10 protein-coding genes are annotated in these 15,393 nt (G+C 72.2%); 4 read left to right on the forward strand and 6 right to left on the reverse strand.

The window, feature by feature from the left end; all coding sequences use genetic code 11:
- Positions 1 to 3 precede the first annotated feature (3 nt).
- A complete protein-coding gene (locus tag JIX55_RS06910) occupies positions 4 to 480 on the reverse strand; it encodes a DUF6214 family protein (protein WP_257562370.1) in 477 nt (158 codons plus the stop codon).
- 218 nt (positions 481 to 698) lie between these two features.
- Here JIX55_RS06910 and JIX55_RS06915 point away from each other — a divergent pair, with 218 nt between their 5' ends.
- Both JIX55_RS06915 and JIX55_RS06920 read left to right on the forward strand, forming a co-directional pair.
- Positions 699 to 2,045: an FAD-dependent oxidoreductase gene (locus JIX55_RS06915; protein ID WP_257562371.1), complete on the forward strand. Its 1,347-nt coding sequence runs from the start codon at positions 699 to 701 to the stop codon at positions 2,043 to 2,045.
- Between the two features lie 106 nt (positions 2,046 to 2,151).
- A complete protein-coding gene (locus JIX55_RS06920) occupies positions 2,152 to 3,540 on the forward strand; it encodes a nucleobase:cation symporter-2 family protein (RefSeq protein WP_257562372.1) in 1,389 nt (462 codons plus the stop codon).
- Here JIX55_RS06920 and JIX55_RS06925 read toward each other — a convergent pair.
- From JIX55_RS06925 to JIX55_RS06940, 4 genes are all read right to left on the reverse strand, one after another.
- Positions 3,537 to 8,117 carry an HAD-IC family P-type ATPase gene (locus JIX55_RS06925; RefSeq protein ID WP_443046385.1) on the reverse strand — a complete coding sequence of 1,527 codons (4,581 nt, stop codon included), beginning with the start codon at positions 8,115 to 8,117 and terminating at the stop codon, positions 3,537 to 3,539. The two genes, JIX55_RS06920 and JIX55_RS06925, sit on opposite strands and share 4 nt — an antisense overlap.
- 107 nt (positions 8,118 to 8,224) lie before the next feature.
- Complete coding sequence (locus JIX55_RS06930) at positions 8,225 to 9,529, reverse strand: SGNH/GDSL hydrolase family protein (RefSeq protein WP_257569241.1); 1,305 nt, start codon at positions 9,527 to 9,529, stop codon at positions 8,225 to 8,227.
- A 359-nt stretch (positions 9,530 to 9,888) separates the two neighbouring features.
- Positions 9,889 to 11,235: an extracellular catalytic domain type 1 short-chain-length polyhydroxyalkanoate depolymerase gene (locus JIX55_RS06935; RefSeq protein WP_257562373.1), complete on the reverse strand. Its 1,347-nt coding sequence runs from the start codon at positions 11,233 to 11,235 to the stop codon at positions 9,889 to 9,891.
- Between the two features lie 109 nt (positions 11,236 to 11,344).
- Positions 11,345 to 12,442 carry a non-reducing end alpha-L-arabinofuranosidase family hydrolase gene (locus tag JIX55_RS06940; protein WP_257562374.1) on the reverse strand — a complete coding sequence of 366 codons (1,098 nt, stop codon included), beginning with the start codon at positions 12,440 to 12,442 and terminating at the stop codon, positions 11,345 to 11,347.
- A gap of 414 nt (positions 12,443 to 12,856) precedes the next feature.
- On the opposite strand from JIX55_RS06940, the gene JIX55_RS06945 reads away from it, so the two are divergent.
- Together JIX55_RS06945 and JIX55_RS06950 are read left to right on the forward strand one after the other, a co-directional pair.
- Positions 12,857 to 13,834, forward strand: coding sequence for a pectate lyase family protein (locus JIX55_RS06945; protein WP_257562375.1), 978 nt, complete (start codon positions 12,857 to 12,859; stop codon positions 13,832 to 13,834).
- A 47-nt stretch (positions 13,835 to 13,881) separates the two neighbouring features.
- Complete coding sequence (locus JIX55_RS06950) at positions 13,882 to 14,664, forward strand: pectate lyase (RefSeq protein WP_257562376.1); 783 nt, start codon at positions 13,882 to 13,884, stop codon at positions 14,662 to 14,664.
- A 122-nt stretch (positions 14,665 to 14,786) separates the two neighbouring features.
- On the opposite strand, the gene JIX55_RS06955 is transcribed toward JIX55_RS06950, so the two are convergent.
- Positions 14,787 to 15,368 (reverse strand): Rv1733c family protein, encoded by a 582-nt coding sequence (locus tag JIX55_RS06955; RefSeq protein WP_257562377.1) that lies wholly within the window; start codon positions 15,366 to 15,368, stop codon positions 14,787 to 14,789.
- Positions 15,369 to 15,393 lie beyond the last annotated feature (25 nt).

The raw sequence follows: 15,393 nt of genomic DNA on the forward strand, positions 1-15,393 counted from the left end.
GCCTCAGCGCCGGGCGTGACGGGGGCCGAGCAGGCCCTCGTCACGCGCCCCGGCGATCAGCCGGAGCGACCTGCGGCGGCTGTGCCCGGTCGCACACATCACCGCGAGCACCGGGTCGCGGCCCGCCCGCTGCGCCGCGAGGTACTCCTCGGCCACCAGCCGCCGCCCCTCCACACCGCGCGGCCACACGGGCCTGGCCCGGCGGCCGGATCCGTACGACGCCTCCGACAGCTCCTCGTCGAGGACCTCGGGCGCGGTGCCGCACGCCTCGAACAGCGGGCCCTCGATCCAGTCGGCGAGCTCCGCCAGGTCGTCCAGGGACAGCGGCGGCTGGGCGCGCACGTCCTCCAGGGACAGCCGCCCCGCGCAGACCACGGCGAGCATCTCGACCCCGGCCCCGTCCGGGAAGGCCAGCCGGGCGTTGAACCAGGCCGTGGCCCCGTCGTGCTCCCGCACTTCCCAGGCAGGCCACACGGACACCGTGCCGTCCTGCCAGTGGCGATCAGAAAGATTAAGAAAGGATGCTTCCAGCACCTACGCAACGTAAGCGCATGATCACATTCACTGCGTACAGCCACGCATACCCGGCGCGCACGGCACCCCGACGGCGCAGCCCTCGTCTCCGCGCCCCTCCCCCGGTACGCCCTGCGGTGCCATCCTTGAGATATCAGCGATCTCCTCGCGTAAGGAGTTCCGCCGTGCTGCGTGTCGCCGTCGTCGGTTCGGGGCCGAGCGGGTGCTACACCGCCCAGAGCCTCGTCCAGCGGGATCCCGAGGTGCTCGTCGACGTCCTGGACCGGCTGCCGTGCCCGTACGGCCTGGTGCGCTACGGGGTGGCGCCGGACCACGAGAAGATCAAATCGCTGCAGAACAGCCTGCGCACCGTGCTGGAGCACGAGCGGGTGCGGTTCCTCGGCGGCGTCCAGGTGGGTCCGCACGGTGTGCCGGCCGCCCGGCTGCGCGAGCTGTACCACGCGGTCGTGTACTGCGTGGGCGCCGCCACCGACCGCCGGCTCGGCATCCCCGGCGAGGAACTGCGCGGCAGCTGGTCGGCGACCGAGTTCGTCTCCTGGTACAGCGCGCACCCCGACGCCGTGGCGGACGGTTTCGTCCTCGGCGCACGGTCCGCGGTGGTCATCGGCGTCGGCAACGTCGCCGTGGACGTCACCCGCATGCTCGCACGCGGCGCGACCGAGCTGAGCCCCACCGACATGCCCCAGGCCGCGCTCACCTCACTGGCCACCAGCGAGGTCGCCCAGGTGCACATGGTGGGTCGCCGCGGCCCCTCCCAGGCCCGCTTCACCACCAAGGAGCTGCGCGAGCTGAGCACCCTCCCGGACACCCAGGTCACCGTCAACGCGGCGGAGCTGGAACTGGATCCGGACTACGTCGACCCGTCGTCCCTCCCCGCCGCCCAGCGCCGTAACGTCGAGGTCCTGCGCGGCTGGGCCACCGCGCCCCCCGCGTCCGGCCGCCACCACATCCGCCTGCGCTTCTTCCTCCGCCCCGTCGAACTCCTCGCCGACGGCGACCGCGTCTGCGGAGTACGCCTGGAACGCACGGCCCCGGACGGCCACGGCGGCCTGACCGGCACCGGCCGCTACGAGGAGATCGAGGCCCAGTTGGTCCTCCGCTCGGTCGGCTACCGAGGGGTCCCCCTCGACGGCCTCCCCTTCGACGCGGCCCACGGCACGGTCCCGCACATCGCCGGACGCGTGGTCCGGGACGGCGCGGCAGCACCGGGCGAGTACGTGGCCGGCTGGATCAAGCGGGGCCCCACCGGTGTGATCGGCACCAACCGTCCGTGCGCGAAGGAGACGGTGACTTCGCTGCTGGAGGATGCTCCGGCGCTTGTGGGCAAGGCGGTGCCGGACGATCCGACGGCGGCGCTGAGGGCAGAGGGCTGCGAGCCGGTCGAGTGGTCGGGTTGGCAGGCGATAGAGAGGGCCGAGGCGGCATTGGGGGCATCACTGGGCAGGGGTGTGGTGAAGCTCCCTGATTGGCAGTCACTCATGACCGCCGCGCAGGGCAGCGAGCCTCTTTAGGGGCACGGGGAACTGCGCGACAAGCCCCCACTGACCCGCAGGCCGAACACATACAGGCAACAACCCAGAAATCAACAGACTGTTTAAATCCCCTATGGTCTCGCCCATGGCATCCACCACCCCTGTCCACCCCGTCGACGAAGTACCCCCAGTACGCCAGCTCGCGGCATTCGGCCTCCAACACGTCCTCGCCATGTACGCGGGAGCGGTCGCCGTGCCGCTGATCGTGGGCGGCGCGATGCGACTCCCGCCCGCCGACCTCGCCTACCTGATCACCGCGGATCTCCTCGTGTGCGGCATCGCGACGCTGATCCAGTGCGTCGGCGTATGGCGCTTCGGCGTACGCCTCCCCATCATGCAGGGCTGCACCTTCGCGGCCGTCTCCCCGATGGTGCTGATCGGGACGGAGGGCGGCGGACTCCCCGCGATCTACGGCTCGGTGATCGTGGCCGGCCTGGCGATCATGCTCCTGGCCCCGGTGTTCGGCAGACTCCTCCGCTTCTTCCCCCCACTCGTCACCGGCACGGTGATCCTGATCATCGGCCTCTCCCTTCTGCCGGTGGCCGGCAACTGGGCGGCCGGCGGAGTCGGCGCGAAGGACTTCGGTGAGCCGAAGAACCTGGCGCTGGCGGCTTTCGTCCTGCTCGTCGTGCTGGGCGTGCAGCGGTTCGCCCCGGTGTTCCTCAGCCGGATCGCGGTGCTGATCGGCATCGTCGTGGGGCTCGCGGTCGCGGTGCCGCTGGGGTTCACGGACTTCGGCGGGGTGCGGGACGCCGACTGGCTGGGCATCAGCACGCCGTTCCACTTCGGGGCACCCACGTTCCACGTCTCGGCGATCGTGTCCATGCTGGTCGTAGCCCTCGTCACCATGACCGAGACCACCGGTGACCTGATCGCGGTGGGCGAGATGACGGGCCGCGAGGTGGAACCGCGTTCCCTCGCCGACGGGCTGCGGGCCGACGGCTTCTCCACGGTCCTCGGTGGTGTCTTCAACACCTTCCCGTACACGGCGTACGCGCAGAACGTCGGCCTGGTCGGCATGACCAGGGTGCGCAGCCGCTGGGTCGTCGCGGCGGCGGGCGGCATCCTCGTGCTGCTCGGTCTGCTGCCCAAGCTGGGCGCGGTGGTCGCGGCGATCCCGGCGCCGGTGCTCGGCGGCGCCGGGCTGGTGATGTTCGGTACGGTCGCCGCGAGCGGGCTGCGCACGCTGGCTCGGGTCGACTTCAAGGGCAACCACAACCTGACGATCGTGGCCGTCTCGGTGGCTGTGGGCATGCTGCCGGTCGGGGTGCCCACGGTCTACGCGAAGTTCCCGGACTGGTTCCAGACGGTGATGAACAGCGGCATCAGCGCGGGGTGTGTCACGGCGATCGTGCTGAACCTGCTGTTCAACCACCTTCCGACGAGGTCCGGCTCGGGTGTCGCCGAGGCGGGCGGCCTGGCGGGCGGCGGCGTCGACGAGCGTGTCGAGAAGCCCCGGGAAGAGGCCGTCTAGGTCGTCCCGGCCGGGATGCGAGCCCCCACCAGCCGCTGGACGGTCCTCTCCAGGTCGGGCAGTGTCCGTTGGCCCGCCACCGCGAGGGCGATCGCCGTGGCGACGCCCGCCCAGGCGACCGGGCCGAGGGGGGTGCAGCCGAAGAAGTGGCTGGCGCCGGGGATCTGGATCAGGGCGACGAGTGCGGCGGCGGAGCCGAGGGCCGTGGTGCGGACCAGCGGGCTGTGGCGGCGGTCGGCGAGGGTCTGGGCCAGCTGGGTGCCGACCACGCCGCACAGGGCCATCGTCGTCGAACGGCGCGCGGTGCCGGGGGTGAAGCGGCCGATCAGCCAGGCGATGGTCGCGCCCAGGCAGGTGGTCAGGGCGCGGTGACGGATCTGGCGGATGAGGGGCGCGCCGAGGAGAGCGGTGCCGAGGGGTTCCGTGCCCAGGGTGTCCTCGTCCTTCGCGGCCGCGGCTTCCCCGTCCGAGCCCGTCCCGCTCCCGTCTGCGTCCTTCCTGTCGCCGTCCTTCCTGTCGCCGTCCTTCCCGGAGGGCTCCTCCTTCGGTGTCACGGCCACCGCCATCGCGGGGAACAGGTCCGTGAACAGGTTCACGAGCAGCATCTGGCGGGTGGAGAGCGGGGCCGAGCCCGCGAGGAGCGTGCCGAGGATGCCGAAGCCGACCTCGCCCGCGTTGCCGCCGATGAGGATGGCGATGGCGTCGGTGACGCTGTGCCACAGGGAACGGCCTTCGGCGACCGCCTCGATGAGCACCGACAGGTCCTCGTCGGTCAGGACGAGGTCGGCCGCGTTGCGGGCGGCCGCCGAGCCACGGGCCTGGATGCCCACGCCGATGTCGGCGGCACGGATGGCCGCGGCGTCGTTGGCGCCGTCGCCGACCATCCCGACGACCCGGCCGGCGTCCCGCAGCGCCTCCACGACCTGGAGCTTCTGCTCGGGCGCGACACGTGCCACCACTCCCGCGTCGCGCAGCATCCGGGCCCGTACCGACCTGTCGGCGGACGCCAGTTCGTCGCCCGTGACGACGGTGGTGTCCTCGGGCCAGCCCAGTTCGGCGGCGATCGCGCGAGCGGTCTGCGGGTGGTCACCGGTCAGCATGACCGGCCGTACGCCCGCCCCGCGCAGCCCGTGCACGAGCGCCGTGGACGTCTCGCGCGGTACGTCGGCCAGCGCGAGCAGGCCGGTGAACTCCAGCTCGTCCAGGGGCGCTTCGAGGGCGTCCGACGGCTCCTCGCCCGCGCGCAGCGGACGTTCGGCGACCGCCAGGACGCGCAGCCCGTCGCGGGCCAGCGACTGTGCCGCCCCTGACGCGTGGTGCGGGAGGTCACGGCAGACGGGCAGGACCGTTTCCGGGGCGCCCTTGACCACCAGGACCGGGGTGCCGACCCCGGCCCGGCCGACGGCGGCGGCGTAACCACGGGCCGCCTCGAACGGCCGGCCCTCCAGTTGCTCCCACTCCGGGTCGGACCCGGCAGCGTCCAGCACCGCCTCGTCGGTGGCGTGCACCGGGCGGGTCGAGCCGCCGTTGGATCGCGGGCAGGCGCGGGCGGCGACGCGCAGGGTGCGGGTCGAGTCGTCGGCGATCGTGTCCTTGGGGGTGCGGGTCGTGCCATCGGTCTCGGTCACGCGCACCAGGCGGAGGCGGTTCTCCGTGAGGGTGCCCGTCTTGTCGAAGCAGACGGTGTCCATGCGGCCCAGCGCTTCCAGGGTGCGCGGGGTGCGGACGAGGACACCGCGGCGGCTCAGTCGGCGGGCGGCCGAGAGCTGCGCCACCGTCGCGACCAACGGCAGTCCTTCGGGGACGGCGGCGACGGCCACCGCTACTCCACCGCTCACCGCCTCCCGGATGGGGGTGCCGCGCAGCAGGGCCAGACCTGTGACCGCCGCGCCGCCGGCCATGGTCAACGGCAGTGCCTTACGGGTGAGTTCCTGGATCCTGGCCTGTACCCCGGCGGACGGGGGCGTACGGGCGGCGAGGGCGACGGCGCGTGCGGACTCGGTGCGGTCGCCGGTTCCGACCACGACGGCCCGGGCCTGACCGGCCACCACGGTCGTGCCCTCGAAGACCATGCAGCAGCGGTCGGACACCGGGGCGCGGGGCGTAGGGGCCGTCCGCTTCTCCACCGGCAGGGACTCACCGGTGAGCGCCGACTCGTCCACCTCCAGTCCGTCCTCCCACAGCAGCCGGGCGTCGGCCGGGACCACGTCGTCCGCCTTCAGCTCGACCACATCGCCAGGAGTGAGCCCGGCGGCGTCCACGGTCCGGGCTTCGGCCGACGTGTCCCCGGCGGGTGCGCCGGCCGGCTCGTCCGCGTCCCTCGGGGTGACCCGGGCCTTCCGTTTCTGGTCCGCGAGCAGCCCGGACAGCGCCCGCTCGGCCCGCAGCCGCTGCACACCGCCGACCAGCGCGTTCAGGTCGAGCGCGCCGAAGACGAGGAGGGCGTCCACGACCGACCCGAGGATCGCGGACGCGGCGGAGCCGACCGCCAGCACCGGGGTGAGCGGGTCGTCCAGCTCGCCGCGGACGGCCCGGGCGAGTTCCACGGTCCAGCGCACGGGGGCCAGCGCGGTGGCATGCCCCACCGCGTCGGCCGCCTCGTGCAGCCGGGTCGTCGCCTCCTCGACCGGCGTCTTGTCGGTGTCGGCGCCGGGCTCGTGCTCCAGCCGGGCGAGGACGTCGTCCGGTTCGAGTTCGTGCCAGGCCGTACGCGGGCGAGGATGCGGCGCGCGGGTCATCGCCACACCGAGTGCCGACCATACGCCGGTGAGCAGGGCCGTGGCGGCGCCGATGTCTACGGGGACGTGCCGCAGTCCGGGCAGGGGCGAGCGGCGCGACCCGTTCGACTCGCCGACGGCCACGAGCAGGCCGGAGAGGGCGGCACCGGACCGGGCCAGGATCTGCGAGCGGCGGCCCACCGCGCGGGCCGCCGGGACCGCGGTCAACAGCCGCCACACATCGGCCGGGCCGTGCAGGGCCAGGACGTCCGCGCCCCAGACGACGGCGCTGTCCCCGTCCGCGAGGGCGATGGCCACGTCACCGCCGAGCAGCCCGTCCAGTACGTCCATGCCGTCCCGTACGTGCGCGTCGTCGACCCGTACGTGGGCGTGGGCGTCGTCGCCCCGTGCGTGCGTGTCGTCGACCTCCGCTTCGGGGTCGGTCGAAGGCAGCCGGGCGACCGTGAGGACGGTGCCGCCCTCGTCGCGCAGTGCCGCCACGACCTCGCGCAACGGCCGCGCACCGTCCACTACCTGGTCCGCGAGGCCGGTGAAGTCGCGCAGCGCCGGGTCGTCCACCATCACGACGGTGAGGCGGGCTCGGCGTGCCGCGTCCAGGACGGTCTCGGCCCACGGGTCCGCGCCCGCGCCGGGGGTCCGCAGCGCGCTGGGGTGCAGGACGATCGTGTCGACCGTCTCCAGCTGCCGCAGCCGCTCCGCGTCGCGCACCAGCACGCCGGTCCGGGCCAGTGCCCCGCTCAGTACGGCGTGGAAGGCGGCGGGCCCGTAGCGCGCGGCCTTGGGCGAGCCCGAGAGCACCGCCTCGGCGGCCTCCCGGCCGTCGTGCTTGACCAGCAGGGTCGCCACGGCGCCCAGCACACTGCCGGTGGAGGCGTGGGCGGCGTACTCCTGGGCGGGGGTGGTCCGCAGCGGCGGGCGCACGGAGGGGCGTGGGGGCAGACCGACCCGCGCCGGCGTGCACACCTGGTCGTGGACGGTGTCGAACGCGGTCGCGCGCGCCACCGTGTCCCCCAGTTGGCAGACGCGCAGCGCGCCGTCGAGCAGCAGGGCGATCGGCGTCTGCCCCGCGCCGTGCACCGCGGCGTTGGCGGCGGCCAGCAGGACATCCATGCGGGACGCGCCGAGCCGGTCGCGCAGGAATCCGCGGAAGCGCGGGTTCTCGCGCAGCAGCGTCGCCACCGCGGTCACCAGCCGCGGCGAGGGCGGCAGACGGAGGAAGGACCCGGTGAGCGCGACCCCGGTGCCCAGGGCGTCGGCGGCGAGAGCCGCCACCGCGGCCCGTATCCCGGCCGCGTCGCCGGGATGGGCGTACCCCTCCACGGTCTCGTCCGTCGTCGACAGTCCGTGCCGGGCGGCGAGCGCGGTGGCCTCCTCCACCACCTTGTCGCTGAGCGCCTCCTCGGCTGCGGCCACCACGAGCCGCGCCAGTCCTCGGTCCCAGTACGCGAGCGCCACGTCGGGCCGCTCCGCCAGCGCCGCGGCCACCTTTCGGGCCACGTGTTCCGTCCCGCCCTCCCGCCGTGTCCGTTCGGGGGCCTCGGGACGCAGCGCGAAGTGGGCCCGTGCGCCGGAGCGCCAGGGGCGCACTCCTCCCGGCAGGGCGTTGCGGGCGACGCGCGCGGCGTGCGCCGCGGTGTCCACGCCCCGTACGCCCGCCCTCGCCGCTCCGGCCACCGCTCCGGCGGCCATGCCCACCGCCGGCCCGGCGCCTCGTGCCAGCAGCCGGGGACCGGCCGTCGCGAGCCCGGCGGCGACGGCCGCCGGACGTGTCAGCAGCCCGAGCCCCGGGGCGCGCCCCCGCTCGCCCTGCTCATCACCCCACCGGCCACCTCGTGCCATGACTCTCCTCACCTCAAGCGTGATCCTCTTCCGAGGGGAGCCGGGTTCCCGCGAAACGGCTCGTCATCCACGCGTCTGTAAGGGTGTCCGCAGCCGTACCGGGCCGCTCATCTCCGCTGGAGCAGGCGGGACGGAACCGCTTCGGCCAGGACGCGGTAGCCCTCCGGGTTGAGGTGCAGCCAGTCGCCGTCGTGGAGGGTCGGGAGGAGTCGGCTGGGGTTCTCGGGGTCGCGGACCGCGCGGTCGAAGTCGAGGACGGCGTCGAAGCGGCCGCTGGTGCGGATCCAGGTGTTGACTGCCTGCCGGGCCGCTTCGCGGTGTCCGGCGGCGTCGTCGTACGGGGTGTTGCCGTCGAAGGGCAGCAGGGTCGCGCCGTAGACGTGGATGCCCTGGGCGTGGGCGCGGACGACGATCTGCTCGTAGGCGGCGATGAGGTCGGCGGTGACGCGCTGCTGGGCGGCGGGGGTGGCCTCGGCGGTCCCGAGGTCGTTGATGCCCTCGAAGACGATCAGCTGTTCGACGGCGCTGTGGGCCAGGATGTCGCGGTCCAGGCGGGCGAGGGCGTTGGGGCCGAGTCCGTCGTTGAGGACACGGTTGCCGCCTGCCGCCTGGTTCACCACGGCGATGTGCCGGGTGCCGGGCTTCTCCTGGAGGCGGTCGAAGAGCTGGTCCGGCCAGCGGTTGTTGCCGTTGGTGGTGGAGCCGCGGCCGTCGGTGAGCGAGTCGCCCAGGACGGCGACCGCGGTCGTGGCGGGCCGGGACAGCACCTCGACATCGCTGAGCAGGTACCAGTGGTTGGTCGGGGTCGCTCCCGGCAGGTCCGTGTCCTCGGTGTGGTCGCCGTGCCGGAGGTACGAGGTGGTGCGGGAGCCCGGATGCGAGGTGAGGGCGAGCGACGCGTGGCCCTCGGCCAGGTACGCCGTCACGGTCAGGTTGGCGCCCGGCTGCAGCGTGAAGTCCAGCGGGTCCGAGACGACCTGGGCACCGACCGGCACGGTCGTGGCCTCCCGGCCGCTGAAGGTCACCGTCCGGGAGGTGCCGGGTTCGATCGCGCCGACCCCCGCCTGCCCGCCCAGCGGAAGAGCCACCGTCACGGCGGTCAGCGGCAGCGCGCTGCCCCCGAAGGCGTTGGAGAAGCGCAGCCGGACGCGGTCGCCGCCGGTGGTCACGCGGACGGTCTGCCGCAGGGTCGTGTCGACGAGCACGGCCCGGTCCCCGGTGAACGGCGCCGGTGGCATGTTGCCGGGCTCGGTGAGCTGCGGCATCGCGGACCAGGTGTTCACCCAGCGCCGGGCGGATGTCGCCGTGTCACCGGCGCCGGCACCGTCCGTCCGCTGCGGGCCGCGGACCAGAGCCAGCACGGCGGACGACGCCACCACGAGGGCCAGGGCGAGGACGCAGGTGGCGATCAGGGTGGCGAGCGGCGCTCTGCCGGCGGGCTCGGAGGGCTGCGGGGTTCTGGACGGCTGCACAGGCGGTGCCTTTCTCCGGAAGACAGGAGGCGGAAGACGGGAACCGGAAGACGGATGGCGGAGGGCGGGAGCCGGAAGGCGGAAGACGGGAACCGGAAGACGGATGGCGGATGGCGGAGGGCGGAGGGCGGAAGACAGGAGGCGGAAGGCGGAAGGCGGAAGGCGGTCGAGCGCGAACGATGTCCGGGTGCACGCCTCGTCGGCGCGCACCCGGAGGAGTCGGTCAGGACGGGAGGCCGGGGAGGACGAAGTGCCGACCAGGACGAAGGCCCGTCGGCGCGGACGGCCCCCCGGACACGTCAAGCGCTCGTACACGCCGTCCCGTTGAGGGTGTACGCCGACGGTGCGGCGCTGTTGCCCGTGTGGTTCGCCTGGTAGCCGATGCTGACGCTCGCGCCGGGCGCGAGCGCGGCGTTGTACGTGGCGTTGGTCGCGGTCACGGCACCGCTCGCCGGGCTGTACGTGGCGCCCCAGCCGTTGGTGATGGCCTGCCCGGAGGGCAGGGTGAAGCCCAGTTGCCAGCCGTTGACCGCCGTCGTACCGGTGTTGGTGATGGTCACCGAGGCGGTCAGGCCGGTGCTCCAGGCGTTGGTGGTGACGGTCACCTTGCAGGGGCCGGTCGGGGGCTGGGGCGCGGGGCCGGAGGTGTTGAGGCCGAAGAAGGTGAGGACGCGCTCGGCCATGCCCCAGGTGTAGAGGTTGTGGCCGGTGCCCTGGAGGCTGATGGCCTCGACGGGAGCGCGGTCACCGGTGCCGCCATAGCGGGTGCGGGTCCAGCCGGACTGGGGCGAGTCGGTGGCGGCCGGTGTCTGGCTGACACCGTGCACATTGGTCCACTGCTTGATCTCCTCGCCGAAGTTGGGGTAGCGCAGCACGTCGTCCTCGGTGCCGTGCCACACCTGCATGCGGGGCCGGGGTCCGGTGTAGCCGGGGTAGGCGCCGCGGACGAGGTCGCCCCAGGCCTGCGGGGTGCGCGTGATGGTGCCGTTCGCGCAGTCGCTGTTCCACTCCGAGCCGTTGGTGGTGGCGAAGCAGGCGAAGGGGACGCCCGCGAAGGCGGCACCGGCGGCGAACACGTCGGGGTAGTCGCCGAGCAGGACGTTGGTCATCATCGCGCCGGAGGAGATGCCGGTGGCGAAGACACGGTCGGTGTCGGCGTCGTAGGTACGGACGGTCCAGTCGACCATGGACTTGATGCCCACGGGGTCGCTGCCGCCGCCGCGGGTCAGCGCCTGCGGGGAGGCGACGTCGAAGCACTTGCTGCTGCGGGTGACGGACGGATACACGACGATGAACCCGTACCGGTCGGCCAGCGAGGCGTACTCGGTGCCGTTGTACATCGCCGGTCCTGAGCCGGTGCAGTAGTGCACGGCCACCACGATCGCCGGGTTCGCCGTGACGCTGTCCGGCACGTACAGGTACATCTGCAGGTTGCTGGGGTTCGTGCCGAAGCCGGTGATCTCGGTGAGCGCCGCCCGGGGAGCGGCCTCGGCCCGCGTGGCGGGAGCGGCCTCCTCGGCCGGTGCGGCGGCGGCCGTCGGCGCGGTGAGGAGCGTGGCCGCGAGCAACGGCACCAGGGCTCCCAGCAGCGCGACGAGTACCGAGCGCAGCGGTCTGCGCGTGCGGTCGTGGGGGGTGAGGGTCACGTCGTTGTGCCTTCCTGTCACGAGTACGGCAAGAGGAGTCGGTCCGGGTCAGCAGTCGCCAAGAGGAGTCGGTCCGGGTCAGCAGGCGCCCAAGAGGAGTCGGTCCCGGTCAGCAGGCGGAGTTGGTCTGGGTGAGCAGGCCCAGCCGCCACGGGAGTTGTGAGTAGTCGCCGCTCGACGCGGGATCCATCCCCTGGTACACGAACCGCAGCCGACAGGGGTCGATCGTCTGCGTCTGGTCGACTCCGTCGCGGATCAGGTCGCCGTGGCTGAAGTCCACGGTCCAGGCCGGTTGGCCGGCCGCGAAGGTCACGTTGTTCGAGCGGATGAAGGCGTTGGCCTCGGTCTCCGCCAGCGGCGTCCATGTACCGTCCAGGCTGTCGGCCGTCCAGGCGCGGAAGTAGCGCCGCCAGTCCGACTTCGTGGCGAGCGCCTCGACGAGCATCAGGTACCTGCCGCTGTCGCCGATCCGGTAGACGTTGCTCGCCTCGAAGAGGTCGAAGCGGTTCGGCTCGGAGAGCACGATCGCGGTGTCCCGGAAGCCGCCCGGGAACTCGCCGACCGTGGTACGGGAGCGGTACATGTGGCCGTTGCCGTCGGAGAAGAACAGATGGCAGTGGGTCGTGTCGCAGACCGTCCAGAAGTCCAGCCAGCCGCCGTTGCCCTTGTTCGCCGTCAGGATGGGCGGTTCGGCGTCGAAGAAGTACCTCGGCTCGCTCCAACTGCCGGGATCGCTCGGGTCGGTGGTGGTGGAGTACACCGGCGGCCCGGTCTGGAAGACCATGTACCAGAGTCTCCGGGGAGCGAAGTAGAAGACCTGGGGCGCGGCGGCGTAACGGTCGCCGATGTTCGGGTTGGCGTCGAGGAACGTCTGGGGAGCGGCCGAGGCGTTGTTCCAGTCGGTGAAGCTGGTGTGCGCCAGGCTCCACGCGCCCGCGGTGTTCGCGGTGGTGGCGTAGACGTGCCAGCGGTCCTCGTACCGGAACACCGTCGGGTCCTTGACCGAGACGATCGGGTGCGTGGCGTCCGGTCTCGGGGAGATCAGCGGGCCGGTCGAGGACCAGGTGAAGGAGCCGGGCAGCGGGTCCGCCCGGCTCGTGCGGGAACCGTCGGCGGCCGCCGGTCCGGGTGACTGGGCCGTCACGCACACGGCGAGCAACGCCAGGATCAGTCCCCGGATGAACGTACGCACACGTGGAGTCGTCATCGACCCGCCCCTCTCGGAAGCAGAGCGTCCGCCGAGCATCGTGACATGCACATGGTTGCCATGGAAGCGCTCCCACGCATCGAAAGAATTCGCTCGCGCCGACGCGCCGCGACCGGTCGGCCACCACGACAAGTCCGGCCGACCGCTCTCACCAGGACCGACTCAATGTCTTTTGCGCAAAGCGTTGACTAGAAAGCGCTTGCCCCCTACGTTCCGTTCAGCAGTGTGAACCACCTGCCGCCGCCATGCACCGAGGGCGAGGCACGCCGGGGTCTACGACTCCCCGAGAAACCGCTCCACCTGCACCGTCGAGGTCCATGCCTCGATTTTTCCGCTCACACGCGGCGATCAACACACTGAACAAGGTTCACGTACATGGCCCATCAGTAGCTCTCCCTGAAGGGACGCACCCGCATGCGTACCGTCCCCCCACGTACACAAGCGCAAAGATCAGCCCTGGTGGCCGCCGCGGCCGCCCTGGCGACAGCCGCCGTCCTCGCCCTGCCTCAGTCGGCCGGAGCCGCGGAGACCGCACCGATCGGCTACGGCGCCGGGACCACCGGCGGCGGCAGCGCCACCCCGGTCACCGTCTCGACGCTCGCCGCCTTCCAGAGCGCCGTCACCGGCAACGCGGCCAAGGTCGTCCGCGTCAACGGCCTGATCTCGCTGAGCGGTCAGGTGGACATCGGCTCCAACACGACGGTGCTGGGCGTGGGGTCGTCGTCCGGGTTCACCGGCGGCGGCCTGCGGATCAAGGAAGAGACCAACGTCGTCGTCCGCAACCTGAACATCAGCAAGCCGGTCGCGCCCGCCGACGGCATCACCGTCCAGGAGTCCACGAAGGTGTGGATCGACCACAACTCCTTCTCGGCGGACCGCTCGCACGACAAGGACTACTACGACGGTCTGCTGGACATCAACCACGGTTCCGACAACGTGACGGTGTCCTGGAACACCTTCAAGGAGCACTTCAAGGGCTCGCTCGTCGGCCACAGCGACAACAACGCCTCCGAGGACACCGGCCACTTGAAGGTGACGTACCACCACAACCACTTCAGCAACGTCTACTCGCGCATCCCCAGCCTGCGCTTCGGCACCGGGCACTTCTACAACAACTACGTGGACGGCGCCGAGACCGCCTGCCACTCGCGCATGGGCGCCCAGATGCTCGTGGAGAACAACGTCTTCCGCAACACGGGAGTCGCGGTCACCACGAACCGCAGCAGTGACGTGGACGGCTACGCCAATCTGCGCGGCAACGACCTCGGTGGGGCCGCCACCGAGATCTCCCGGGTGGGGAGCTTCACCAACCCGCCCTACAGCTACACCGCCGAGTCCGCCTCCTCCGTCGTCGCCTCGGTGACGTCGGGCGCGGGGGCCGGGAAACTCTGAGAACCCTCCAACCCCCCATCCGCTCGGACAACAGAAGGAATCGGGACATGACTTCTGCAACACGTCCGCGTGCCCGCACGCGCGCGCTGACCGGCACGTTCGCCGCGTTCAGCCTCTCGTTTGGCATGATCATGACTAGTGGCGCCACCCCGGCGAGCGCCGCCACCTGGCCGACCCCCAGCAGCAGCCAGCCGGTGTCCTCCACCATCTCGGTCTCCGGCACCAGGGACGGCGGCATGGTGCGGTACTACGGCAGCGGCGCCCTGGCCGGCGACGGCCAGGAGGAGGGCCAGGACCCGATCTTCAAGCTCGCGGCCGGCGCGACGCTGAAGAACGTCATCATCGGCGCGCCCGGTGCCGACGGCATCCACTGCGAGGGCAACTGCACGCTGCAGAACGTGTGGTGGGAGGACGTCGGCGAGGACGCGGCGACCTTCCGCGGCGGCTCCACCTACACGGTGACCGGCGGCGGCGCCAAGAAGGCGGCGGACAAGGTCTTCCAGCACAACGGGCCCGGCACCGTGAACATCTCCAACTTCGCGGTCAGCGAGTTCAAGACGCTGTACCGCTCGTGCGGCGACTGCTCCACGCAGTACACGCGCAAGGTGAACCTCAGCAACATCGAGGTGACCGGCACCGGCTCCACCGCACGGCTCGTCGGCATCAACGTCAACCGTGGCGACGTGGCGACCCTGCGGGGTATCACGATCCTCAACGACAGCAGCCGCAAGGTCGTCCCCTGCCAGAAGTACAACAACACCACCGCCGTCGGTACGGGCCCCGACAGCACCAACTGCCTGTACTCCGCCTCGGACATCACCTACAGGTGAGACCGCTCGTCACCCCCCGGTGAGTCCCCCCGACGGCCGGACGGAGCCTTCCCCCACGGGCCTCGTCCGGCCGTCGGCCGTTCGCGCGGGGCGATCGCCGTCACGCCACACCCCGCCGGTACTCACCAGATCTTGCGCTCCCAGAGCGGGCCGATCCGCTCCCACTCCTCGTCCCACTGGTCCATCCGCCGCCGCTCCATGCGGCCGCGGACGAGCCGTCCGCCCACCAAGGGCACGGCGGCCACGAACACGCCCGCGAGACCGCCGACGAGCGCGGCGCGCAGCCGGGCCTGGGACTCGCCGGCGGGCTTGGTGACCAGGAGGCCCTCGGCGTCCGTCCAGACGGTGACCGGGGTGCCCATCAGGCTGGCGGGATCGACGCGCGCCTGACCCTTGTGGGCGGAGCCGTCCGGCGCCGTCCAGCGGACCTTCGCCCACACCTTCTCCGTGCCGGTACCGCTCGGGCCGGACGGCTCCGGCGCGTCCTCGGTGAGGAGCGCGACGACGGGGCGCCACTCGGCGCGCTGCCGGGCAAGGCCGGACTCGACGGAGTCCGCGGCCATGAGGCCGGTGACCACCCCGCCGAACAGGGTAAGGGCCCAGGTGATCAGCACGACCCAGGACTCCAGCCGGTCGCTGCGCCTTCTGAGCGGGTTGCGCCGCCATCGCCACAACCACACCTTCGGACCACGGAATGCCACCATCGGGGGCACCCTCCCTCACACGCGC

It is taken from the genome of Streptomyces sp. DSM 40750, assembly GCF_024612035.1.
Lineage (GTDB): Bacteria > Actinomycetota > Actinomycetes > Streptomycetales > Streptomycetaceae > Streptomyces.

What these genes read in the sequence shown, in the direction of transcription:
- JIX55_RS06940 (WP_257562374.1), bottom strand. Translation starts at nt 12,442, where the DNA reads ATGACGACTCCACGTGTGCGTACGTTCATCCGGGGACTGATCCTGGCG.
- JIX55_RS06955 (WP_257562377.1), bottom strand. Translation starts at nt 15,368, where the DNA reads ATGGTGGCATTCCGTGGTCCGAAGGTGTGGTTGTGGCGATGGCGGCGC.
- JIX55_RS06945 (WP_257562375.1), top strand. Translation starts at nt 12,857, where the DNA reads ATGCGTACCGTCCCCCCACGTACACAAGCGCAAAGATCAGCCCTGGTG.
- JIX55_RS06920 (WP_257562372.1), top strand. Translation starts at nt 2,152, where the DNA reads ATGGCATCCACCACCCCTGTCCACCCCGTCGACGAAGTACCCCCAGTA.
- JIX55_RS06925 (WP_443046385.1), bottom strand. Translation starts at nt 8,117, where the DNA reads ATGGCACGAGGTGGCCGGTGGGGTGATGAGCAGGGCGAGCGGGGGCGC.
- JIX55_RS06950 (WP_257562376.1), top strand. Translation starts at nt 13,882, where the DNA reads ATGACTTCTGCAACACGTCCGCGTGCCCGCACGCGCGCGCTGACCGGC.